Source organism: Lyngbya sp. CCAP 1446/10, from assembly GCF_026130175.1.
Classification (GTDB): Bacteria; Cyanobacteriota; Cyanobacteriia; order Cyanobacteriales; family Microcoleaceae; genus Microcoleus.
This window is the reverse complement of record NZ_JAIGNI010000005.1, coordinates 125,625-146,742: the sequence shown is the minus strand read 5'-3', so window position 1 is coordinate 146,742 and position 21,118 is coordinate 125,625. Positions and strand designations below refer to the sequence as shown.

The following is a 21,118-nucleotide window of genomic DNA, read 5'->3' as shown; positions in this document are numbered from 1 at the left end:
ACAAAATGCGTAATAAGTCTATTAATATTTAGAATGATTTTATCTAAACATTCATAATACTTTCAAAATCTTTATATTTATAAATTTGAACTCTAATTTGTCAAAAACGTTACATAATTTAAATTAAGGGAGAGTTAGATTCGCACATTTCAAATACGCAAGTAAAACCCACAGCGAATCCCAAAGTATATACATGGCAGTTAGTATTCAATCCGCTCAATCTATTTTCTCCAACACCGAGATTGCTAGCGCTGTTCCGGCTACCACGGACTCGTTCTACAAACTCAGCGTTGAAGACCAACTCGCACTACTCTGGTATGCCTACACCGAAATGGGCATTTCCATCACCGCAGCAGCTCCGGGAGTAGCCAGCATGGCGCTTGTCGAAGGCGTCCTGAACGAAATCAAGCAGATGTCGCCGGATGCTCAAAGCAAAACCATGTTTGACCTCGCCAGCAACGCCGACACCACCATCGGCCGGATTTACACATCCCTGCGCGTCAACACCAAACTCGGTTTCTGGTACGAGTTGGGACAGTTGATGAAACAGGGCGCTGTCGCTCCGATCCCCGCAGGCTATCAAATGTCTGCCGAAGCCACCAAAGTTCTTGAAACCATCAAGAAACTCGATCCGGGTCAGCAAATTACTGTACTGCGTAACACCGTAGTTCACATGGGCTACGACCCCGATTTCAGCCAAGAATACGGCAAACGCTCGGCTCCTCGCAGCACTCCCACCGCGGCCGCAGAGCGGGTGAAAACCAAGATTGAGGGTATCAGCGAGCTGACAGTGCTCAGCTACATCGACTACATGAACGCCTTCGACTTCACCCCAGCCGTCGGTTTATTTGCTGAAGAAGGTGCCCTACAACCGCCTTTCCAAAAGCCGATCGTCGGTCGCGAAGCCATCCTCAACTATATGCGGGAAGAGTGTATCGGACTGAAAATGATGCCCGAACAAGGTGTATCGGAGCCCGCAGAAGATGGCTACCGCCAAGTCAAAGTTACCGGCAAAGTCGAAACTCCTTGGTTCGGCGCGAATGTGGGTATGAACATCGCATGGCGGTTTATGCTTGATCCTCAAGGTCAAATTTTCTTTGTGGCGATCGACTTGTTGGCATCTCCTAAAGAATTGCTCAACCTGATGCGCAAATAGAATATTCTGGTTGGCTTCAGTAAAACAGACTGGTGCAGAAACCCAGATGCCTTCTGGTGTCTGGGTTTTTACTATTTTTGATTTTCGCGTTGAAGATTTTATAATTGGCAATTACTGACTGTATAAGGGTTTGGAGCGCGGGTCTACAATTGTATACTTTTTTTAAAATAATATTAATTTCGGTCGATCGCTCTTTTAGCTGCGATCGGTATCGCGGCTTATTCCTTTTGTAATATAATTTATCCTCACCCTACTTATATCTTTTGAGGGATTTGCTGGGCAAAAGAGAATGATTAGAGTATATTCATTCATTTGCAATCACTTCTTTTATGACCGCCACAACTCGACCTATTTTAACTCGCTCTATAAATATGGCCGGCCTCACAAAGCCTGCGGTACAGGGATATTTTGAAACTTTCAACGCGGGCGATTTTGCAGCGACCACTAATTTGTTTGCTGAGGACGGAGTTCTGCACGCGCCGTTTGAAGAGCCAATTATCGGTAAAAGCTCGATCGCCACTTATCTAAAAACAGAAGCGCGAGGAATGCAGCTCGAACCCCAGCAAAGTGTAAGCAAAATTTTAGAAAATGACACAGTTGAAATTCAGGTCAGCGGCCGAGTGCAAACTGCCGCATTTGGGATTAATGTCGGATGGGTGTTCCTACTTAATCATCAGCAAGAAATCCTTTCTGTCACCGTCAAACTATTAGCGTCTCCCCAAGAATTGCTCAGTCTGCGGCCTAAGAAATTTGATCCTTAATATAGGAATGTTCAAAGGAGTGAGGGACTGATTGGCAATTGGTGATTGGCAATTGGTAATTGGCAATTGGTAATTGGTAAGAATGCTACCGCAATCAAATTATAAAAACCCGGTTTCTTTGGTATTTGTGGCCAATTCAGGCAGAAACCGGGTTTTTCACCCAAATCTGTGCTGAAGCGCCACCAATGGTAAAAAAACCCGGTTTCTTCGGTATTTCTGCATCTACGAGTGTGCTAACAAATTTATAGTCTCTTAGAGAGGGACGAGACTTCACAAAAAATTGGCTGTCACCGCACGGTGCGACAGACAACCACTAAAATCAAAAAACATTGTCAATCACTAATGACTAATCACTAATAACTAATGACTAATCACTAATCACTAACAGCTAATTAAGAAGATTTTTCTGGCAAACTAGCTTCCAACTTCAGACAGTTGCGACCGTCTAGTTGCAAACTGTAGTCCACGCGATCCATAAGTCTGCTCATAATCAGCCAGCCATAGCCACTTTCCTGTTTAGCTTCCGGTCTCGGAGGACTGTAAGTATCCATTTCGTAACCTTTACCGTAATCCCAAATTTCTAAACCAATATCCCGATTTTTTAAATTCAAGCGAATTAACACGGGTAAGTTGGGTTGATCTTTGTGAGCATGGCGGATCACGTTAGAATAGGCTTCTGCTAACACCAAGCGCAAACGATTCGACTGACGCGGCCAATCGATGTGCTCTCCTAGCTCAACTTCCAAACTGCTTAGCAACCAATTTTCAACAATTGTTAAAAACCGCAAGTCGCTTGGTACCTGAAGCTCAGTATTCATAAAAAAATCCTGTAAGTTTAGAAATCCTGTGTTTTCAGACCAGGGATGAAATACGATGCGCCGAATTTATTTGGCGTTAATATTTGCCGCTACATGGAGGGTACTCAATACCGGGCGATCGATCCAATAGACTTTTTTTGAAAGCATCGATCAAAAAGCATCAGTTAAGAGTTAGGCTTTGAGGCGCTAGTTCTGTAACTTTTGCCGTTAGCGAAGCCCGCCCTACGGGAGCTACGCCAACGAAGAGGATCGCCCAGTCCCATCTGGTAATCTGTAAGCTGTCAACTGAGGCTTTGGGTTTTTGAGACCCGAAGCCCCGACTAAAAGTCGGGAGTTGCTGACAGATTCAGAGAACCTCCAGAGAGAGTATGGTTTGGTCATCTTCCTGAACGGGATTGTCAGCTCGGATGTAGGCCAACAAATTGTCCAAGTTGATGGAACCAGGCTCCTCAATCAAGAGTTGCCAAAGCCCTTCTTGTTGTAGCATAGAACGGGTTGGTTCGCCCCCTGCGATCGCCGCAGTGGTCACGCTAGCTTCAGTAATCCCGTCACTCGTCAGCAGAAAAACATCTCCTGACTTTAAGTCGATAGCACCGGCTTTACCTTTCCAAACTGGCAGTATCCCCAAGGGAATGCCGCGAGCTTTCAGGAAATTCGGCTCTGCTGGCGTTAAACCGCTAGCAGTCTGAGCTTTCACGTCAGAATTCGACCAAACAATCGGGTAAATGTGACCGGCATTAGCAAAAGCCAAGTGTCCCGTTGACGGAGTGTAACGAGCTACAACCATTGTAATAAAATGGTTGTTGCCGATCAGGTCGTCAGACATAGTGCTATTCATATTCTGCATAACTCGATCGGGTTCAGGAGAAACTTCTTGAGAAAGTTCTCGCCGCATCACCGAAATCGCGCTAGCCATAAATAGAGCAGCCGGAACGCCCTTACCCGAAACATCACCCACCGCTATCCAAATATCCCCTTGCGAGTGGACATAGACTTCAAAAAAGTCGCCACCCACTGCGCGTGCAGGATAACAACAAGCTTGCACCCTGACAGTTTCAAAATCCGGCCAACTTTGGCGCAACAAGTTTGTTTGGATTTGGCGAGCCACTTCCAACTCATTTTGCATCTGCTGGGCTAAATCCAGAGTGCGCTGGTAGAGCTTAGCTTGGGAGAGGGCGAGAGCCGCTTGAGCCGCCACACCTTCTATTAACTCTATATCTTCTGCCGACCAAGGATTAGTCCCGCCTTGCTGACACAGAGCCAGTATCCCCAGCAAATCTTGCTGATAAGTCAGAGGTACAGCAATCTCAACCGAGTTACCGTCACCCCCACTGTTGGCGTTGACTTGAGTTTGGCGGCTAGCTACGGCCTGAACCAGCAAATTTTCATCAAAAGAAAAGCTGCTGGGTTCGGTGGTTTGGGCTTGGTAGGGAAAGGTACTCGGTAATAGTCGATCGCCATCTACTGGCCGCAGCATACAATAGTTGGCCTCAAAAGTTTGACCTACGGTTTGAACAATAGTTTGTACCATACTAGAGTAATCTAGCGACCCGCGAATCACGCTCATCACCTCATTAAACAGAGATTCTTTGCGTAAAGCGCGGCGCAGTGAAACGCTGCGCTGCTTGTAGTATTTGTAAGTTTCTGACGCTTGATTGATAACTGATTTCAGTTCTTCAGGATTCCACGGTTTGGTGATGTACTTGAAAACTTGACCAGCGTTAATAGCCTCAACCAAATCTTCAACATCTGTGTATCCAGTCAGCAGAATCCGAATCGTATCAGGAAAGCGATCGACTGTTTTCCCCAAAAACTCGGTGCCATTCATTTCAGGCATCCGCTGGTCAGATATAATCACCGCCATCTCGCCCTGTGCGTCTAGAACTTCCAGGGCGCTGAGAGCGCTATCTGCTTTGTAAACCTGAAAATCGCGTCGAAACGTCCGGTACAGCAAATCCAAGTTGTCGGGTTCGTCATCGACTACCATTAGTTTCAGTTTGCTTCCATCTCCCCGACTCATGTTATTCCCTACTCCTAGGCGAATTAATCAGGTCTAAAACTAGCTTGTCAAATACCCTCTTCTGATTCAGCGGAGCCGAATCTGCGTGAGGGCTTCGGGTTTTATAGGTCAGTGCCATGTTTAGTGATACCACAAGGAAGTTCGGAACTTGCATCCGGGCTCGGTCTTACCAGACTTCGCCTTGGTTTGGAGCTCGTGCTTGACTTTCCTTGCTGCCGAATCAAGTTAATTTTTCTGCCAGTCTGAGCTTAGCAGAACGAGAGCGGGGATTTCTAGCTACTTCTTCCGATTGTGGCACGATCGGCTTTTTTGTCAGTACCTGCAAACAGTCTGTTGCTCTCAATTGGTGCTTAACCGGTCTGTCTTCGAGGCTGTGAAAAGTAATAATTCCGATTCTCCCACCGGGTTTCAACCAATTTGGCGCTTCCTTGAGAAAAGTGTCTAAAGAAGCGAGTTCGGAGTTGACGGCTATCCTCAAAGCTTGGAAAGTGCGGGTGGCGGGATGGATTCTACCGTTGCGCTGCTTGGGTGGGAAGCTGCTAGCGATCGCCCCTGCGAGTTCTGTAGTAGTTTCAAAAGGACGTTGTGCGACAATCCGCCTCGCGATGCGCCGCGACAGTCGTTCCTCGCCGTACTTGTAAATAATATCTGCCAGTTTAACTTCTTCCCAGTGATTGATAATCTCTTCTGCGGTCAAAGATTGCTGCTGGTTCATACGCATATCTAGTTGAGCAGGGTGGCGAAAACTAAAGCCTCGTTCCGGTGTATCGAACTGAGCCGAGCTAACGCCCAAGTCTGCTATAATACCATCAAATTCGGCATCAGGAGACTGATATTCAGCAAAATTGCCGTGCCAAAACTCAACGGGATCGTTAGCAAATCGGGCTTTGCAAAAACGGATGGCTTCTTCGTCGCGATCGATCGCCACCACACTCACATCAGCCGCCGCCGCTAAAATCAAACTCGTGTGTCCGCCGCCCCCAAGCGTCGCATCCAAATAGCGCCCACCCGGACGCACCGCTAAACCCGCAATTAACTCGGTGGCCAAAACAGAAACGTGATAAGCCTCAATACTCACATCTGATTCAGGAGTCTCCTTCTCAGACGGCTCGATATCCTTCATAATCTATACAAGCGAAACAAAAATCAACAATAGACTGACTAATTACCAATCATTAATTATCAATTATGTCAAGAATTGAGACAAGAACCGAACCAATGGTGCTCAACATGGGCCCGCACCACCCATCCATGCACGGGGTACTGCGGTTAATTGTCACCCTGGACGGCGAAGATGTAGTAGACTGCGAGCCTGTTTTAGGCTATCTACACCGCGGCATGGAAAAAATTGCCGAAAACCGCACCAACGTGATGTACGTGCCCTACGTCAGCCGCTGGGACTACGCTGCGGGGATGTTTAACGAAGCAGTGACAGTCAATGCACCGGAAAAGTTAGCCAATATTGCTGTCCCCAAACGGGCGAGTTACATTCGGGTAATCATGCTGGAGTTGAACCGAATTGCGAACCACTTGATGTGGGTAGGGCCGTTTTTGGCCGACGTGGGCGCGCAAACTCCATTTTTCTACACTATGCGCGATCGCGAACCAATTCTCGATTTGTGGGAAGCAGCCACCGGCTACCGCATGGTAAACAACAACTACTTCCGCATCGGCGGAGTAGCAGCAGATTTACCCTACGGCTGGGTAGACAAATGCGAAGATTTCTGCGATTACTTCCTGCCAAAAATTGACGAATACGAACGTTTAATCACCAACAATCCTATCTTCCGCCGCCGGATTGAAGGTTTGGGTACAATTTCCCGCGCCGAAGCGATTAACTGGGGACTATCGGGCCCGATGTTGCGCGGTTCCGGCGTCAATTGGGATTTGCGGAAAGTTGACCATTACGAATGTTATGACGACTTCGAGTGGGATGTTTGCACCGAAGCTGCTGGCGATTGTTTAGCCCGGTACTTAGTCCGAATTCGGGAGATGCGCGAGTCAGTTAAAATCCTCTATCAAGCCTTGAAAGGACTCCCCGGCGGCCCTTACGAAAACTTGGAAGCCAAGCGCTTAGAAAGCGGGCCAAAATCTGAGTGGAATAGTTTCGACTATCAGTTTATTGGCAAAAAAGTAGCGCCAACTTTCAAAATTCCCAAGGGCGAACATTACGTGCGGGTTGAAAGCGGTAAGGGTGAGTTGGGAATCTATATTATCGGCGATGACAGCGTGTTTCCTTGGCGCTGGAAGATTCGGGCTGCTGATTTCAATAATTTGCAGATTTTGCCCCACATCGTGCGCGGTGTAAAGATTGCGGACTTGGTGGCTATCCTGGGTAGTATCGATATTATCATGGGTTCGGTCGATCGATAGAACAAAAAGGGCGATCGTATTTTTTGGCTATTTGCTGATGAGTGCGATCGCTTTTTTGTTGCAGATGGCGATCGGCTATTATAAATTATGGAAGCTCAACCAAAAGAAATTCAGCGTTACGTCACACCAGACGGCCAAATTCCTTTTACAGAATGGTTAAAAGCTCTTCGAGATCTCAAAGCTGAAGCCAAGATTCGCGGGAGACTAGACAGAATTAAGCTCGGAAATTTGGGAGACTTTCGCTCAGTTGGAGCCGGTGTTTTTGAATTAAAAATTGACTGGGGCCCCGGCTACCGCGTCTACTTTGGACAAATAGAGCAAACGATTGTTCTCATACTCTGCGGTGGAGATAAAAGCACTCAAGATCGAGATATTCGTAAAGCTATTGAATATTGGATAGATTACAGGAGTCGAGACAATGCTTAAAAGTGTAAATTACCAAGACGACTTGATGGAATTCCTTAAAAAACCTGAAGCGGCGGCTGCTTATATCGAGGCGATTTTGGAAGAAAAAAATGTAGAAGCTGAACTCTTGTCACTAGCACTTAGCAATATGGTTGAGGCTCGCGGGGGTGTAATTCATCTTTCAGATGTAGCTAAGTTGGACTATGAAAAGTTAACAAATTTGCTCTCAAAAACAGGAGGAGATGAAGTTTATCTGTTGGTGGCGTTGCTGGATGCTTTGGGACTTCAGCTAAAAATAGGGGTTAAGTCTGATAGTTCAATATTTAAAAGTGAGAGCGATAACGTTGTCCAAACTAGCTTACTCTAGGATAAAAAAAATTGCAGAACATCAATATTTCTCTCTTCCCTCATCCTCTGTGTCCTCTGCGCCCTCTGCGGTTAAAAAAATCTTTATTTCATAAATAAAATAACATCAACCTTAATTTAATTATGACAGTCCAGCAATCAAATATCAATGACAGTAACCCAGAACTCTGCGCTTTAATCAGCGAAAGAATTGCAGCCACTCCGCAGCAGCGCATAACCTTTGCGGAATACATGGATTTAGCATTATATCACCCGCAGTATGGTTACTATAATGGCGATCGACCAAACATCGGCAAACAAGGCGATTTTATCACCTCACCTCATTGGAGTGCTGATTTTGCCGAAGTTTTGGGCGAGCAATTTGTGGAAATGTGGCAAATTCTCGGTAAACCTGATACTTTTGCGATCGTAGAAATGGGCGCTGGGCGGGGAACATTTGCCGCACATTTGCTGCAATATTTGCAACTAAAATATCCCGATTTATTTAAAAGCTTAGAATACATTATTGTTGAAATTTCGCCCGTTTTGCTTGCACAACAGCAGCGACAATTAGCCGAATTCAAAATAGTAAAGTGGTGCAATTGGGATGAAATAGCTAATAACTCTATCGTCGGCTGCTTTTTTTCTAACGAATTAGTCGATGCTTTTCCCGTGCATCAGTTTATTTTAGAAAAAGGGCAAATTAGGGAGATTTACGTTGCCGCAGCCGAAGAAAAAAACAAAGAATCTGGAAGCAAGTTTATTGAAGTAGCCGGAGAACTTTCAAACCCTAAAATTCCTGAATATTTTGATTTAGTCGGAATAGATTTGTCCGCGACCGTCTATGCAGATGGTTATCGCAGCGAAGTCAATTTAGCAGCTTTAGACTGGATTAAAAAAGTTGCTGAAAAATTGCAGCGCGGTTATCTATTAACAATTGATTACGGCCATCCGGCGCACCGATATTACAATCCGAGACGCACAGATGGCACGCTGCAATGTTATTACCGCCACCGCTATCACAGCAATCCTTATATTAATATCGGGCGGCAGGATTTAACTGCCCATGCTGATTTTACAGCGCTGGAAAAACAAGGGGAATTGTGTGGTTTGGAGGTAATGGGTTTTACTCAACAGGCTTTGTTTTTGATGATATTGGGTGTGGGCGATAGAATTGCTTCTCTGTCTGCAAATGATGCAGAAGTATTGGATTTGACAACGTTTTTGCGCCGCAGGGAAGCGCTGCACCAATTGATCGATCCGATGGGTTTGGGAGGATTTGGGGTTTTGGTGCAGTGTAAGGGGTTGAAGGAGGAGGAGAAAAGCCAAAAAGTCAAAGGTTTGAGAGTGCCTGATTGATTATTTGGTTGATTTATGCACATTAATTACGCAAGCTTACTCAGCGGCGGAAAATCCCATTTCCCTGAATATAAAGTAGATGGCAACTTTAAACAATAGGCAGCAGGAATCACCTCAATCAACCACCAATTAAACATATCTCGTCGGGCTTCAGTAAAACCAGAAATAGCATCTCCGGTAATGGCATCATACAGGATATCCAAGATGGCATTATAGGCTGTTTTGGTATTGAGTGTTTGCAGCAAGCCGTAGAAAATATTATAAGCTTCGTCAGTAGCTTGATATTTTCCTATTTTGTTGATATTAGGAAACAAGGTGTCAGCCCAACTTTCTGGAATTTCACAGCCATCCTTAAGCCAACAAGATACAATTGCTTGAACGATATCAGCCTTGTGCTCTTCAGGAAAGTAATGTTTAATAGTCGGTTTAGCTGCTAATGCTATTCCATAAGCCATGTAGACATATCGCTGATGGGATATTGCATCATTAGGCATTCCAAAAGCCGTCATTACTTCTACAAAAGCTTCTTCTACATTGCACTTTCCACCTCGTTCGTATAAATCGTCATATTTTCTGTCCCAAACCGTCTGAAGTGTTTGCTTTAATTGCTCTGGAATAATTGAGTTGCTGGGCAATTTAAAATCGGTGTAGTGACCTAGAGCAAACTTTATCATTGACTTTCCCTCCTTATAGTACCATTTATGAAAAATATTGCTACAAAATAAGTGTTGAGGTTGTTTTTTGAACTATTAGAATTTTTGCACTCATTCCCAGACTATCTTGAAATTATCTGCGTTAATCTGCCTTGATCTGCCTTAAATCTGCGGTTGACTGGCTCTATCAAAGATTTATGCAATCTTGTTTATTTTGTCAGGTGCGTCGCCGTGAGATTGTCGATATTTTTTGGAATTTTTTATAGCGACGCACCCTACAATTATATTTCTAATTCTGCGTGTTTTAAGCGATCCTGAATTGACATTCCCTGCAACTTTTCACTCATTTCATATAAATCAACTTTATCATAATCGCCCTTAAATAGCGGAATTAGAGATTCAACAACAGCAGCAATTCCCTCTGGCGGTACTGCATTTCCAATCTGGCGGCGCACTTCGGTAACAGAACCTTCAAACACAAAATCATCGGGGAAAGTTTGCAGCCTCGCCCTCTCCCGATTTGTCAGTGCACGGGGTTCTGGATAATGATAACCCCAGGTTCCGCCGCCTCCGCCAGCAATGATTGTAGATGACGGTTTATCGGGATGAATTCGCCTATAAACGTGACTAATCATGCCTTTTACATAATAGGGACTGTCTTTGGGAATATCAGAAAAATTGCCTCCGGCTTTAATTCGATTCAAAATTTCAACGGTGCGATCGCGAATTTGATGATTTTGGTTATTTTCAATAACTCGATCGACATCTTGGAGTGCTTCGCCCGCTGTGCGATAAGGATATTGACGATTGGGCCCGTATTCTGCTTGAGGATGCACGAAATCAAATCCTGTATCCATCCGAATGCCAACTAACAAGACTCTTTGGCGAAATTGCGGCACTCCGTAATCGGCAAAATTGTAAAGTTTAGGTTTGACTAAATAACCGGGTGCGATACTTTCAAAGTCGGAAATTATTTGTTTAATTGCTTGATAATTGTTCGCACTTAATAAACCTTTGACATTTTCTGCGACAAAAGCTTTGGGCTTTTTTGTGTTGACAAAATCTAGAAAATATGTATATAAATTGCCTCTGGTTCCTTCAAGTCCGGGGCGCTTCCAAATTAGGGAGAAGTCTTGACAGGGGAAGCCTCCTATACATATTTCGGCTGCGGGAACTTGTGCAATGTCTATATTTTCTATGCTGTCGTTGACGATGACATCAGCAATGTTTCTGCTGAATGTTTTGCAGGCGTATTGATTGGAGTCGATCGCCCAAACCACATCAAACCCAGCTTTGTGAAATGGCAAATCCATACCACCACAGCCTGAAAACAAGGATATCAGTTTTGGTTTGGTTTTCCAGCTTACGTCTTTGAGGCCTTCGAGTGACATATTAGTTCGCAGTGGGACAATAGCCGGCTGAATGCCTGCAACACAAGAGTGTGATTATACCAAATAGTCGTCAGGTGCGCTGTGCAAACCGTACTAAGACTCGATCGCCTTTAATCTTTCACTCTTCATCATCTAACTCGATCCCCGCTTGACGCAATTTTTCTGCTAGTCTTTCAGCGCGGAGACTTTCGCGATCGGCCCGTAGCCGTTCCTCTTCAGCGCGTAGCCGTTCCTCTTCAGCGCGTAGCCGTTCTTGCTCAGCCCGCTCCTCTGACCATAACAATAACTCACCTTGGGCATTCCACCACCTCAACCAATAGCCAGTTCTAGATTCGTGCGTTCCTTCCCAAATACCCAAAAACAAGTTTAATCCAGGTATCCAAAAACGTCCGTTATTATCCGGTTCTTCCGCTTCATAATGCTCCGATTCTAAAGCATAAACTTCTAAATGAGCGGTAGTTGCTCGAAAAATAACGTATCTTGGTACTTTAATAATTTGCTCATAAAAGAACCATTTACCCACTCGCTGCTTAAACTCAACGGAGTATTCTTCCCCGTAAGTTTCCGAGAGGAATTCCATCACAATTTGAGGGATAGTTCCTTCGGTGTGCGGCGTGTAACTGCGGCGGACTTGCGAGACATTTTGAGGATTGACGGGTTTTACGTACATCCAATCGGGTGCTTTGCAAATAGTCCGCTGTTCGTCACTGGTGGAGGATGGGAAACTAATTCCGGCACAAAGGGCAAAATTAGAAACTATTAAGGCATCCTGCATTAATTCAGGAAGTGCGGTTAGAGGTTAGCGCAATGCGGCGGCTATTAAGGGTTGGGTTTCGTCTTCCACGGGGTCGTCCGGTAGTTGAAAGTCGTCTGGTAGTAATGGCCAGGTTACTATTAGTTTGACGGGAGGGTTTTTAGTAGCTACTAACATAGTTTATCAGATGTTGTAGGGGTTGATTTTTTTATTATATCTTTTGGTTTTTGGGATTAATGTTAATTGCCGCTTTTTGTAGGTAGGGACACGGTGCCATCCCCATTAGTGTTAATTTAAGACTAAAAGCATTGATATTTCTCGCTGATCGCTTAGTCTCGATCCCCCTAAATCCCCCTTAAGAAGGGGGACTTTGAACGCTCCTATTCCCCCCTTCTTAAGGGGGGTTAGGGGGGATCGCCCTACACAGCTTTTATCTTCTGTTTTAGCTCGTCTGTCATGGCTAGCAGTTCAGATTGGGCGATCGCACTTTGTTCACCACTGGCCAACCACTTCAATTGTACAGTCTCATTTTCAGCTTCCGCATCACCCAAAACCAAACACGCAACCGCACCGCTTCTGTCGGCTCTTTTAAACTGTTTCCCGAAAGCACTAGCGCTCAAATCTATCTCTACACTAAAGCCAACACTCCGCAATTTTTGAGCTAACAATATTGATTGTTGTTCGGCTTTATCGCCCCTAGATACCAAATAGAAATCTAACTTCGGCGCGGGCAAAGGTTGCAACTTTTGCAGCAGGATAATTAACCGTTCTACACCCATAGCCCAACCGACTGCCGCGGTATCTGGGCCGCCCAATTCCTTGACTAAACCGTCGTAGCGGCCGCCTCCACAAACTGTGGCTTGCGCTCCCAAATCGTCGGAGACAATTTCAAATGCGGTGTAGGTATAGTAATCTAAACCGCGCACTAATCGGGGATTTAACTGATAGCTAATTCCTAAATTTGTGAGCATTTCCTGCACTCGCTCGAAGTGGGATCGCGATTCTTCACCCAAATATTCTAAAATACTGGGAGCACCAGCGACAATTTCTTGAGTGCGCTGATTTTTGCTATCCAAAATCCGCAGCGGATTGCGAGTCAAACGGTCTTGGGAATCCGCGTCTAATTCTTCTTTGTGCGGTGTAAAATAATCGATCAATGCTTGCCGATAATTTTGTCTGTCTTGCTTGTTTCCGACTGAATTGATATCGAGGCGCAAATTGGTTAAACCGATCGCTTGCAGGATGTCACAGGCGATCGCAATTACCTCCACATCCGCCCGTGGATTGGCACTCCCCAAGACTTCCACGCCAATTTGATTGAATTGCCGCTGTCTACCTTCTTGGGCGCGTTCGTAGCGAAACATCGGCCCAGTATACCACAGACGCTGCACGTCTCCGGCCGCGTACAAACTGTTTTGAATAAAAGCTCGCACGACTCCGGCGGTTCCTTCTGGGCGCAAAGTAGTCGATCGATCGCCCTTATCTTTAAAAGTGTACATTTCTTTGCCCACAACATCGGTAGCTTCGCCGATACCGCGTTCAAATAAAGATGTTTGTTCAAATATAGGAGTGCGAATTTCTCGATAAGCCGCTTTGTTCAAAATTGTTCTAGCGACTTCTTCTATATTTTGCCAATATTGAATTTCTGCGGGCAAAATATCCCGCGTTCCCGGTAAAGTTTTAATTGTACTCATGAATGTTAGTAATTAGTCATTTGTTGGTTGTTATTTGTTGGTTGTTATTTGTTGGTTGTTATTCGTTAACAGCTAACAGCTAACGGTTAACAGTTAACAATGCCCGATGCCCGATGCCCGATGCCCGATGCCCTATGCCCTATGCCCTATGCCCTATGCCCAATAACTAATAATTCCCAAGCTCCGTAACGATCGCCATAATAAGCCAAAATGCGATCGACCCGCTGGCGATCGACCAAATCGAAGCCTTCAGGATACTGTATCCACAAACCTCCAATTTGGCTGTCGCTGTAATCAAACCGCTGCGACTGCTGCGGAATTAAACCGATTTCCACCCCTTCAACTTGACGCAAATGGGCTGCTACTTCGCGATATACCGTCAGCGGCAATCCCGGGGATTGAATTTGATAGCGGAGTTGTTTTTCTTGTGCCGTTTGCATCATTTCTTTGCCTGTCCCCAACCAAAATCCCTATTTAAGATACTTCTTTATTGATCGGCCCTGGTAGAGCGCAACAGTTAATATCGTCCAAACATACCTTCCCCCACTGCAACGCCCAACGTACCAGCGAAACTCGATTGTCAGCGGGCGTCTTGTTCAAGATATTACTAATGTGGTTGTCAACAGTACGCTTGCTAATCTCTAACTTTTCAGCGATTTTCTCATTGGTCAATCCCGCCGCTACTAACTCTACCACTTGCAATTCTCTGTCCGAAAGGGTGACAGGGGTGCTGGAGACGCTCCCGTTCATAAATTTTTCCTATGTGTGCATATTTACCTATATACAATTCTAGAGGATGAGGGAGCGAGTATGAAGAGAAAATTAAATCTGCTGCGGCTGCTTTTTCGCAGTGCAAGCAGCAACTCGCTTGCATAATCGCCGCTTCGTGGAAAAGAAGTCGGGGACACCGCAAGACGCACCAGCAGCACAGCAGGCGCATGGGGTGGCGGATGCTAGCTTTCCCTGAATGCACCTGACATCCGGGCCCACAAACCCGGAGATGTTGGTAAGTAAAACTGCTGATACGCCCGCACTGCACTTGTGCGTTGAGCCTGTAACTGCCGGTATCAGCAAGTCTGATATTATAGGGAGCAGCCATTAAAAAATAGCTGACAATTTTTATGGGATGGGTTAAAAATAATTATTGACTTGTCTGCTGCGGCTCTAAAATCTAAAATCGTTCGACGCTCGCGCTCACACCGAAATCTAAAATCTAAAATCTAAAATCAATATGACTTATCCTCGCGTTCTATGTCTGGGTGAAATTTTATTTGATTGTTTAGCAGACAAACCAGGAGCATCTCTAGAAGAGGTAGAATCTTGGACGGCGTATCCCGGTGGCGCTCCTGCAAATGTTGCCTGTGCTGTGGCTAAATTGGGGACTGAGGCGGCATTTATCGGTGCTGTGGGGGGGGATGAGTTGGGGAATTCCCTCGTGCAGGTGTTGCAAGAAGTAGGGGTTGATACCGCTGGAGTGCAGCGCCATCCGAGTGCGCCGACGCGACAAGTTTATGTGTTGCGGAATGAAGCGGGCGATCGATCTTTTGCAGGTTTTGGTAAATTGGATACTGCGGAGTTTGCTGACACCCGCCTCCAGGCCGCCCAAATACCCGAGGTGCTGTTTGAAAATGCGGAGTTTTTAGTGCTAGGCACTTTAGAATTAGCTTATCCTGAAAGTAGAGAGGCGATCGAAAGAGCGATCGAACTAGCAGAACGTTACGACGTTAAAATTATAGTTGATATCAATTGGCGTCCGATGTTTTGGCCAAATCCCGACGAAGCAAAAGCGCACATCATAAAACTCTTAAAAAAAGTAGATTTTCTCAAAGTATCTGACGAAGAAGCCGAATGGTTGTTTGCAACTACCGATGCTGGAGCTATTACCTACCGCCTCGATTCTGTAGAAGGCGTTTTGGTGACAGCGGGCGATAAAGGTTGCTCCTACTGTCTGTCGGAAAATGAAGGAAAAATCCCCGTCTTTGCAGTAGATGTTGAGGATACAACAGGTGCGGGCGACGGATTTGTCGCTGGTTTTGTGCAACAGTTGTGCAAGCAGGGAATTAAGAATTTAGCTGATTCAGAAATAGCAAAAAAAATTGTTACCTATGCAAGCGCGGTGGGTGCGATGACAGCGATGAAGCCTGGGGCAATTGCAGCTCAACCAACCGCCACTGAAGTAGAAGCTTTCTTGTATTTGTACAAAAATCATCCCGCCAAACATCCATAGGTTCGTAGTGAGGACTTTAGTCCTTCTTTATGCGGACTAAAGTCCTCACTACGAACCTGTTTTTTTGTGGGAGATTAACCGCAAATTAGATGATTTTCAATCTGACGTACCATTACCTCTAGCGGTTGCGAAGCATCTATAATAATTGCCTTTTCTGGTTCTTCGAGAGTAGTGCACTGACTTGATAGCAAGTCTACTTTCATGTAGTGATTTTCGCGATTTTTCAACCTGGATGCTAATAGCTGAAAAGAAGCTTTGAGATAAACTATTTTCATTTCCTGCTGGTCTCGGCAGAGCATTTCGCGGTAAGATGCTTTTAAGGCAGAACAAGCTAAGACGACATTTTTATTTTCCAACAGCCACCTGTCGATTGTAGCTTGCAAGTGCAACAGCCAAGGCAGGCGATCGGCATCTTCTAAAGCAATTCCTCGACTCATTTTCTCGATGTTGGCTGGCGGGTGAAAATCGTCGGCATCGCTGAAATCCCAATTGAGAGATTGCGCCAGCAACTTGCCAACGGTAGTTTTTCCTGAACCGGAGACTCCCATCACGATAACAATCATTGGGCTTATTTACCAAATATTTGTAATTCGATCGAGTTGGGCGATCGACAAACCGAGTTTCTTAAATTTTATGATAAATCCTGCACCAGAAAAAAGTTAAGAAACTCAGTCTATTTCTAATTATCGATCAAACTTCTTCCATCGTGTTTCTAATTAAATTATAAGCGAATACCCCGATAATTCCACCAATGATGGGGACTATAATAAACGCCCACAACTGTTGGATTGCCCAGGTGCCTTGAAAAATAGCCACACCGATACTTCTAGCGGGGTTAACTGATGTATTAGTTACGGGAATTCCGACTAAGTGAATCAACACCAGCACCAAGCCGATGGGAATTCCGCCCAAACCCACGGGATAATGGGGATCGGTAGTACCCATGATGGTAAATAACAGAAAAGCCGTCAGTACAATTTCCGTCAAAGCTGCTGCTAAAAGCCCGTAACCTGTGGGAGAATGTTCTCCAAAACCGTTGGAAGCAAATCCCGAAGCAGCCGCATCAAAACCCGGTTTTCCTGATGCTATCAGATAAAAAACAAGACCGCCTAAAATTCCGCCTAAAATCTGACCTCCTATATAATAAGGAAGCAAAACAGCATCGATCAGTTTAGCAACTACTAAACCGATGCTTACCGCTGGATTGATGTGGCATCCAGAGATCGGCCCGATCGTATAAGCCATAACTAAGAGGGATAAGCCAAAGGCGATCGCCACTCCCAAAAAGCCGATTTTGTCTCCTGCTAAAACCGCACTGCCGCATCCACCTAATACCAGTAGAAAAGTACCGAAGGCTTCAGCAACTCCTATTTTTATTTTTTTGTTCATGTTTACACTCTCTATTTTTGATAGGTCAACTATGCACCCTGAAAAAATCTGAACTTCTCAAAATTGGAGCTACCTTTTTTTTTCGCCACCAGTACAATACTCAAGGAAACTTTATAAAGATGTGTAACTCTAATTTATAGAAATTGTATTCTCTCAACTGAAATTGCGGAATTTAGCATCAATCAATTAGCCAAAAGCTTACTCTTATATGAAAACAATGTCAAGCATTAGCGATTTTTTAATATAAATTGTGCGAATCAATCACAAATAATTAACTGATTTTTATATAATTGTGGAATTAAATTGTCAATAATTAGCCTATCTTTTGTAGAAATTGGGCAAGCTAGTAGTAATTTATTTCAGAATAATTCACTTGGGTGTTTGGCTAACTTGACGATCGCAATTTTACTGATTGTTGGCTGTAAGGGCGATCGCACTTGCAGCTAAAACATCACTGCCAAACGGCTGGTACCTCCAACCTTGGAAGGGGCGAAAGTCTCGCCAATCGGCGGTCATCTTGCACAGCAAGCGGAACTGTAGCGGCGTTGGGGGTTGGTTGAGGCGATCGACTTCTACGCGAACCAATTCTCGATGCTGCGAGATAATATTAAAAATATCATCCAAAAGATAGCGCGGACAATAGCCTACAATCCAGCGATCTTTAGTACACAGAAGCAAAGCAGAGGAATCGTGCGGATTTTGAAATTCGTGGGCTAAATACAAAAGTTCGCCCACTTGAAGCTCATTAATCCGTTCAATTGCCGGCTTGGGAAGGTGTCGCAGTCCATGTGCAAAAAAATGGATGCGGTAACGTCCATTTTCATCCGGTTCGGGACAGGGGAATACCTCAAATTTATCAGTTACCCGTTTACCTCCGCTGCGGGCCAATAAAGCAATTGGGTCATCTTCGTGTTGAGGGATATTCAACCACTGTACAAATTCAGGGTAGTCAGGGCGCGATCGCGGCCGCACTCGATTAGAAAACAAGGGAAACAGTTTTTGTGAAGTGTAAACCTTATTAAAATCAGGGAAAGATGGCAAGGGTTCAAACCTGCACTTATGTTGAGCTTCTAGAACACCATTTGTATAATTGAACTGGTATTCTTTACCGTTAAATGTCAATTTTGCGATCGGAAACCAAGAACGGCTGCCCGGGTCTTGCCAAGCCAAAAATAGTGTTTTCAAAGCAAATCTCCTGTCAATTCAAGTAGCCTTTCTCTATTATATTTAAGTATTTGTTGAGAAAAGTCAATGGTAATTTGTGAAATGCGATCGCGCGGTATCCGGTTAAAAATGGCTAGAGGCTCATTAGGGGAAATCTTCGCAAGGCAATTGAGCCAAATTTTGGCTGCTTGGGGATAGTCTAGCGCTGCGGAGCGGAATGCCTCAAAAGTCTTGAGAGGCTTTCGTTCATTATCGCTAGCATATAACTGAGAAGAGCATCTTTTAGCATAAGCTTGGACAGAAAAGCCAGTATCTTTTGTAATCAGTCTATCTTGCCGTTCTTTATCTAATATCCGCACTCCCAAACTAGAGGCATGGTCGTGAGTTGGTGCTAGATATCTGGCGATATTTAAAGTAGGATCGCTTTCGGGTTTATCTAATACACCCCAATTCTCTGAGTGACGGTCTGTATTGCCAATCCAGGCATCTAATAGCAAATATCCGATAAAAGTTTCTACTGCTGTTTCTATCCCGACTGGCCCAAGCCAATCGAGGGGCAAATTAACAGAATTGTCTGCGATCACATTCAACACAATATTAACTGTGTGCCGTGCGTTCGCAGACAAAACTTGATTCCCAGGAATGAAACTGCCACCATCGGGCAAAAATGATGGTGAGACAGTTCCGCGTTGACTTCTCCAAGTTGCCAGTTCATATTGAGCATGGGGCAGTCCGAGCAATTTGCACAACTCGGCTGCAATTTTTTCCGCCCAATCTTCACCTGTATTCGGTCGAGACTGTTTGTACAAGCAGCGGCCAAATTCTGAGTGATGGAACCAGAATTTATTCTTAGTTCCCATTTGTTCTTCTTCAGACAGATCGTAATCAGATTCTGGAACAACAATAATAGGGAACTTTTCAGCCATTTTGTCAACCTTAAAGAATGCTAAAAGCTACTTTCTAACGCAGGAATTCGCGCGGATCGGTGACATACCCAGTTAGCGCCGAAGCCGCCGCCGTGTAAGGCGAAGCTAGATAAACTTGCGCTTCTTTGTTACCCATCCGGCCGGGGAAATTCCGATTAGTTGTAGATACGCAAATTTCGGGTTCATTCATCCGCCCAAAAGTATCTTTCGGGCCGCCCAAACAAGCGGCACAAGAAGGCGCTGCGGGTTCGATGCAGCCGGCGGCTAAGAAGATTTCCGACAGCGTTTGACCGTCATATTTTGTCACAAACAAATCTTCGTAAACTTTCTGAGTTGCTGGTACTAAATATGTGGGAACTTTGACTTGATTTCCTTTGAGAATGCGGGCTGCATTCAAAAAGTCGGAGGTTTTGCCGCCGGTGCAGGAACCGATGTAAACTCGATCGATCTTGACATCGCGACAGTTGCGGGCCAATTCGCGGTTGTCGGGGGAGTGCGGTTTGGCGACGACTGGTTCTAATTTACTGACATCGTAGGTGCGATCGCTATAAAACGTAGCATCAGCATCGGTGTAAAATGCCTCAAAGGGCACATTAGTACGAGGATTAACGTAATCAAAGGTGGTTTTGTCCGCAGCCACCGTGCCGTTTTTGCCGCCAGCTTCAATCACCATATTGCACAGCGTCATCCGTTCTTCCATCGTCAAACGATCGACTGTATCGCCCGCAAATTCCATTGTGCGGTAGTTAGCACCGGCCACGCTGATATCGCCAATAATTTGCAAAATCAAGTCTTTTGCTAACAAATAATCCGGCAGTTCCCCGTTGAGCACAAAGCGCATAGTTGCCGGCACTTTGATTAACAGTTTGCCGGTTCCCATAATAAAAGCAGCGTCCGTATTGCCGATACCGGTGGCAAATTGTCCGAAAGCGCCGGCATTGCAGGTGTGGGAATCTGTGCCGAAAAGCACTTCGCCGGGCCGCGTGTGGCCTTCTTGTGCTAGGGCGATGTGGCAAACTCCTTTATAGTCGGGATTTGCTTTAAAGTCCGATCGATCTGTGATGTCGTAAAAGTATTTTATCCCTTGTTCCTTGGCAAAATCGCGGAGAATATCGACGTTGCGGTTAGCGCGTTCATCGTTGGTGAAAATATAGTGGTCAGGAATTAAGACGATGCTGTCGGGATTCCAGACTTTAGCATTTTCGCCGAATTCGCGTTTGAAAACGCCGATAGTGCCGGGCCCGCAGACATCGTGGGTCATCAACACGTCTGTTTCTACCCAAATGTTTTCTCCGGGCTCGACTTTAGTGCGGCCTGATGCTTTGGCTAAGATTTTTTCGGTCAGGGTCATTCCCATAGTGCGATCGCTCTTTTAATTTAGATGCTACATAACTGTATTGTAAGCGAAACATTCCCTGTTACCGAAGATACAAGTTAAAGAAATAGAAAAATTTCGGTTTGAGTGTCGGTGTCCGTGCCATATCGCAGAATGATTAAATTAAAATCAATTCAAGTGAATTATTTTGAATTTTTCCAACGATTCAACCCACTCAATCGCGAGTTTGCCGACCAAGCAACCAACTTGAAAATTATTTTTTAAAGCATAAATTAAAACAATTAATTTAAGCAGCCCGATCTATATAAAATTCAATTTTTGTCCTGATTGTAAATCCTTTGAGGTCG

21 protein-coding genes are annotated in these 21,118 nt (G+C 45.0%); 7 read left to right on the top strand and 14 right to left on the bottom strand.

The features are described from left to right. The first annotated feature begins 193 nt into the window (after nucleotides 1-193). Both K4039_RS04180 and K4039_RS04175 read left to right on the top strand, forming a co-directional pair. Nucleotides 194-1,156, top strand: coding sequence for an orange carotenoid-binding protein (locus K4039_RS04180; RefSeq protein WP_265233876.1), 963 nt, complete (start codon nucleotides 194-196; stop codon nucleotides 1,154-1,156). Between the two features lie 329 nt (nucleotides 1,157-1,485). Beyond that, a complete protein-coding gene (locus K4039_RS04175) occupies nucleotides 1,486-1,917 on the top strand; it encodes a nuclear transport factor 2 family protein (RefSeq protein ID WP_265233875.1) in 432 nt (143 codons plus the stop codon). A gap of 392 nt (nucleotides 1,918-2,309) precedes the next feature. Here K4039_RS04175 and K4039_RS04170 read toward each other — a convergent pair whose 3' ends face one another. The 3 genes from K4039_RS04170 to rsmH all read right to left on the bottom strand — a co-directional run bounded on the left by K4039_RS04170 (nucleotide 2,310) and on the right by rsmH (nucleotide 5,878). Continuing rightward, a complete protein-coding gene (locus tag K4039_RS04170; protein WP_265233874.1) occupies nucleotides 2,310-2,735 on the bottom strand; it encodes an anti-sigma regulatory factor in 426 nt (141 codons plus the stop codon). A 346-nt stretch (nucleotides 2,736-3,081) separates the two neighbouring features. After that, nucleotides 3,082-4,755 (bottom strand): SpoIIE family protein phosphatase, encoded by a 1,674-nt coding sequence (locus K4039_RS04165; RefSeq protein WP_265233873.1) that lies wholly within the window; start codon nucleotides 4,753-4,755, stop codon nucleotides 3,082-3,084. 220 nt (nucleotides 4,756-4,975) lie between these two features. Beyond that, nucleotides 4,976-5,878 (bottom strand): 16S rRNA (cytosine(1402)-N(4))-methyltransferase RsmH, encoded by a 903-nt coding sequence (gene rsmH / locus K4039_RS04160; protein ID WP_265233872.1) that lies wholly within the window; start codon nucleotides 5,876-5,878, stop codon nucleotides 4,976-4,978. Nucleotides 5,879-5,943: 65 nt separating this feature from the next. On the opposite strand from rsmH, the gene K4039_RS04155 reads away from it, so the two are divergent. The 4 genes from K4039_RS04155 to K4039_RS04140 all read left to right on the top strand — a co-directional run bounded on the left by K4039_RS04155 (nucleotide 5,944) and on the right by K4039_RS04140 (nucleotide 9,237). Then, entirely contained in the window at nucleotides 5,944-7,128 is a 1,185-nt protein-coding gene (locus K4039_RS04155) for an NAD(P)H-quinone oxidoreductase subunit H (protein ID WP_265233871.1), read from the top strand. 87 nt (nucleotides 7,129-7,215) lie between these two features. Further along, nucleotides 7,216-7,554, top strand: coding sequence for a type II toxin-antitoxin system RelE/ParE family toxin (locus K4039_RS04150; RefSeq protein WP_265233870.1), 339 nt, complete (start codon nucleotides 7,216-7,218; stop codon nucleotides 7,552-7,554). Next, on the top strand, nucleotides 7,547-7,900 hold the full coding sequence (locus K4039_RS04145) for a DNA-binding protein (RefSeq protein WP_265233869.1): 354 nt from the start codon (nucleotides 7,547-7,549) through the stop codon (nucleotides 7,898-7,900). The genes K4039_RS04150 and K4039_RS04145 overlap by 8 nt, the downstream gene beginning before the upstream one ends. Nucleotides 7,901-8,022: 122 nt before the next feature. Further along, on the top strand, nucleotides 8,023-9,237 hold the full coding sequence (locus K4039_RS04140) for a class I SAM-dependent methyltransferase (protein WP_265233868.1): 1,215 nt from the start codon (nucleotides 8,023-8,025) through the stop codon (nucleotides 9,235-9,237). A 26-nt stretch (nucleotides 9,238-9,263) separates the two neighbouring features. Here K4039_RS04140 and K4039_RS04135 read toward each other — a convergent pair whose 3' ends face one another. The 6 genes from K4039_RS04135 to K4039_RS04110 form a co-directional block, all read right to left on the bottom strand. Further along, nucleotides 9,264-9,911 carry a hypothetical protein gene (locus tag K4039_RS04135; RefSeq protein WP_265233866.1) on the bottom strand — a complete coding sequence of 216 codons (648 nt, stop codon included), beginning with the start codon at nucleotides 9,909-9,911 and terminating at the stop codon, nucleotides 9,264-9,266. A 260-nt stretch (nucleotides 9,912-10,171) separates the two neighbouring features. Beyond that, nucleotides 10,172-11,281 carry a DNA cytosine methyltransferase gene (locus K4039_RS04130; RefSeq protein WP_265233865.1) on the bottom strand — a complete coding sequence of 370 codons (1,110 nt, stop codon included), beginning with the start codon at nucleotides 11,279-11,281 and terminating at the stop codon, nucleotides 10,172-10,174. A 118-nt stretch (nucleotides 11,282-11,399) separates the two neighbouring features. Continuing rightward, entirely contained in the window at nucleotides 11,400-12,056 is a 657-nt protein-coding gene (locus K4039_RS04125) for a Uma2 family endonuclease (RefSeq protein WP_265233864.1), read from the bottom strand. A 398-nt stretch (nucleotides 12,057-12,454) separates the two neighbouring features. After that, nucleotides 12,455-13,729, bottom strand: a complete 1,275-nt coding sequence (gene hisS / locus K4039_RS04120) for a histidine--tRNA ligase (RefSeq protein ID WP_265233863.1) — start codon at nucleotides 13,727-13,729, stop codon at nucleotides 12,455-12,457. Between the two features lie 146 nt (nucleotides 13,730-13,875). Continuing rightward, nucleotides 13,876-14,169 (bottom strand): hypothetical protein, encoded by a 294-nt coding sequence (locus K4039_RS04115; protein ID WP_265233891.1) that lies wholly within the window; start codon nucleotides 14,167-14,169, stop codon nucleotides 13,876-13,878. Nucleotides 14,170-14,203: 34 nt separating this feature from the next. Then, nucleotides 14,204-14,479: a helix-turn-helix transcriptional regulator gene (locus K4039_RS04110; RefSeq protein WP_265233862.1), complete on the bottom strand. Its 276-nt coding sequence runs from the start codon at nucleotides 14,477-14,479 to the stop codon at nucleotides 14,204-14,206. A 481-nt stretch (nucleotides 14,480-14,960) separates the two neighbouring features. Between K4039_RS04110 and K4039_RS04105 the strand changes: the two genes are divergently transcribed. After that, on the top strand, nucleotides 14,961-15,956 hold the full coding sequence (locus K4039_RS04105; protein ID WP_265233861.1) for a carbohydrate kinase: 996 nt from the start codon (nucleotides 14,961-14,963) through the stop codon (nucleotides 15,954-15,956). A 74-nt stretch (nucleotides 15,957-16,030) separates the two neighbouring features. On the opposite strand, the gene K4039_RS04100 is transcribed toward K4039_RS04105, so the two are convergent. From K4039_RS04100 to K4039_RS04080, 5 genes are all read right to left on the bottom strand, one after another. Next, on the bottom strand, nucleotides 16,031-16,519 hold the full coding sequence (locus tag K4039_RS04100; protein ID WP_265233860.1) for a gluconokinase: 489 nt from the start codon (nucleotides 16,517-16,519) through the stop codon (nucleotides 16,031-16,033). Between the two features lie 127 nt (nucleotides 16,520-16,646). Continuing rightward, nucleotides 16,647-17,345, bottom strand: coding sequence for an aquaporin Z (aqpZ, locus tag K4039_RS04095; RefSeq protein WP_265233859.1), 699 nt, complete (start codon nucleotides 17,343-17,345; stop codon nucleotides 16,647-16,649). Between the two features lie 405 nt (nucleotides 17,346-17,750). Beyond that, entirely contained in the window at nucleotides 17,751-18,530 is a 780-nt protein-coding gene (locus K4039_RS04090; protein WP_265233858.1) for an HIRAN domain-containing protein, read from the bottom strand. Next, entirely contained in the window at nucleotides 18,527-19,435 is a 909-nt protein-coding gene (locus K4039_RS04085) for a hypothetical protein (RefSeq protein ID WP_265233857.1), read from the bottom strand. The genes K4039_RS04090 and K4039_RS04085 overlap by 4 nt, the downstream gene beginning before the upstream one ends. A gap of 34 nt (nucleotides 19,436-19,469) precedes the next feature. Then, complete coding sequence (locus tag K4039_RS04080; protein WP_321161519.1) at nucleotides 19,470-20,792, bottom strand: 3-isopropylmalate dehydratase large subunit; 1,323 nt, start codon at nucleotides 20,790-20,792, stop codon at nucleotides 19,470-19,472. Nucleotides 20,793-21,118: the final 326 nt, after the last annotated feature.

What these genes read in the sequence shown, in the direction of transcription:
- K4039_RS04180 (WP_265233876.1), top strand. Translation starts at nt 194, where the DNA reads ATGGCAGTTAGTATTCAATCCGCTCAATCTATTTTCTCCAACACCGAG.
- K4039_RS04175 (WP_265233875.1), top strand. Translation starts at nt 1,486, where the DNA reads ATGACCGCCACAACTCGACCTATTTTAACTCGCTCTATAAATATGGCC.
- K4039_RS04170 (WP_265233874.1), bottom strand. Translation starts at nt 2,735, where the DNA reads ATGAATACTGAGCTTCAGGTACCAAGCGACTTGCGGTTTTTAACAATT.
- K4039_RS04165 (WP_265233873.1), bottom strand. Translation starts at nt 4,755, where the DNA reads ATGAGTCGGGGAGATGGAAGCAAACTGAAACTAATGGTAGTCGATGAC.
- rsmH (WP_265233872.1), bottom strand. Translation starts at nt 5,878, where the DNA reads ATGAAGGATATCGAGCCGTCTGAGAAGGAGACTCCTGAATCAGATGTG.
- K4039_RS04155 (WP_265233871.1), top strand. Translation starts at nt 5,944, where the DNA reads ATGTCAAGAATTGAGACAAGAACCGAACCAATGGTGCTCAACATGGGC.
- K4039_RS04150 (WP_265233870.1), top strand. Translation starts at nt 7,216, where the DNA reads ATGGAAGCTCAACCAAAAGAAATTCAGCGTTACGTCACACCAGACGGC.
- K4039_RS04145 (WP_265233869.1), top strand. Translation starts at nt 7,547, where the DNA reads ATGCTTAAAAGTGTAAATTACCAAGACGACTTGATGGAATTCCTTAAA.
- K4039_RS04140 (WP_265233868.1), top strand. Translation starts at nt 8,023, where the DNA reads ATGACAGTCCAGCAATCAAATATCAATGACAGTAACCCAGAACTCTGC.
- K4039_RS04135 (WP_265233866.1), bottom strand. Translation starts at nt 9,911, where the DNA reads ATGATAAAGTTTGCTCTAGGTCACTACACCGATTTTAAATTGCCCAGC.
- K4039_RS04130 (WP_265233865.1), bottom strand. Translation starts at nt 11,281, where the DNA reads ATGTCACTCGAAGGCCTCAAAGACGTAAGCTGGAAAACCAAACCAAAA.
- K4039_RS04125 (WP_265233864.1), bottom strand. Translation starts at nt 12,056, where the DNA reads ATGCAGGATGCCTTAATAGTTTCTAATTTTGCCCTTTGTGCCGGAATT.
- hisS (WP_265233863.1), bottom strand. Translation starts at nt 13,729, where the DNA reads ATGAGTACAATTAAAACTTTACCGGGAACGCGGGATATTTTGCCCGCA.
- K4039_RS04115 (WP_265233891.1), bottom strand. Translation starts at nt 14,169, where the DNA reads ATGCAAACGGCACAAGAAAAACAACTCCGCTATCAAATTCAATCCCCG.
- K4039_RS04110 (WP_265233862.1), bottom strand. Translation starts at nt 14,479, where the DNA reads ATGAACGGGAGCGTCTCCAGCACCCCTGTCACCCTTTCGGACAGAGAA.
- K4039_RS04105 (WP_265233861.1), top strand. Translation starts at nt 14,961, where the DNA reads ATGACTTATCCTCGCGTTCTATGTCTGGGTGAAATTTTATTTGATTGT.
- K4039_RS04100 (WP_265233860.1), bottom strand. Translation starts at nt 16,519, where the DNA reads ATGATTGTTATCGTGATGGGAGTCTCCGGTTCAGGAAAAACTACCGTT.
- aqpZ (WP_265233859.1), bottom strand. Translation starts at nt 17,345, where the DNA reads ATGAACAAAAAAATAAAAATAGGAGTTGCTGAAGCCTTCGGTACTTTT.
- K4039_RS04085 (WP_265233857.1), bottom strand. Translation starts at nt 19,435, where the DNA reads ATGGCTGAAAAGTTCCCTATTATTGTTGTTCCAGAATCTGATTACGAT.
- K4039_RS04080 (WP_321161519.1), bottom strand. Translation starts at nt 20,792, where the DNA reads ATGGGAATGACCCTGACCGAAAAAATCTTAGCCAAAGCATCAGGCCGC.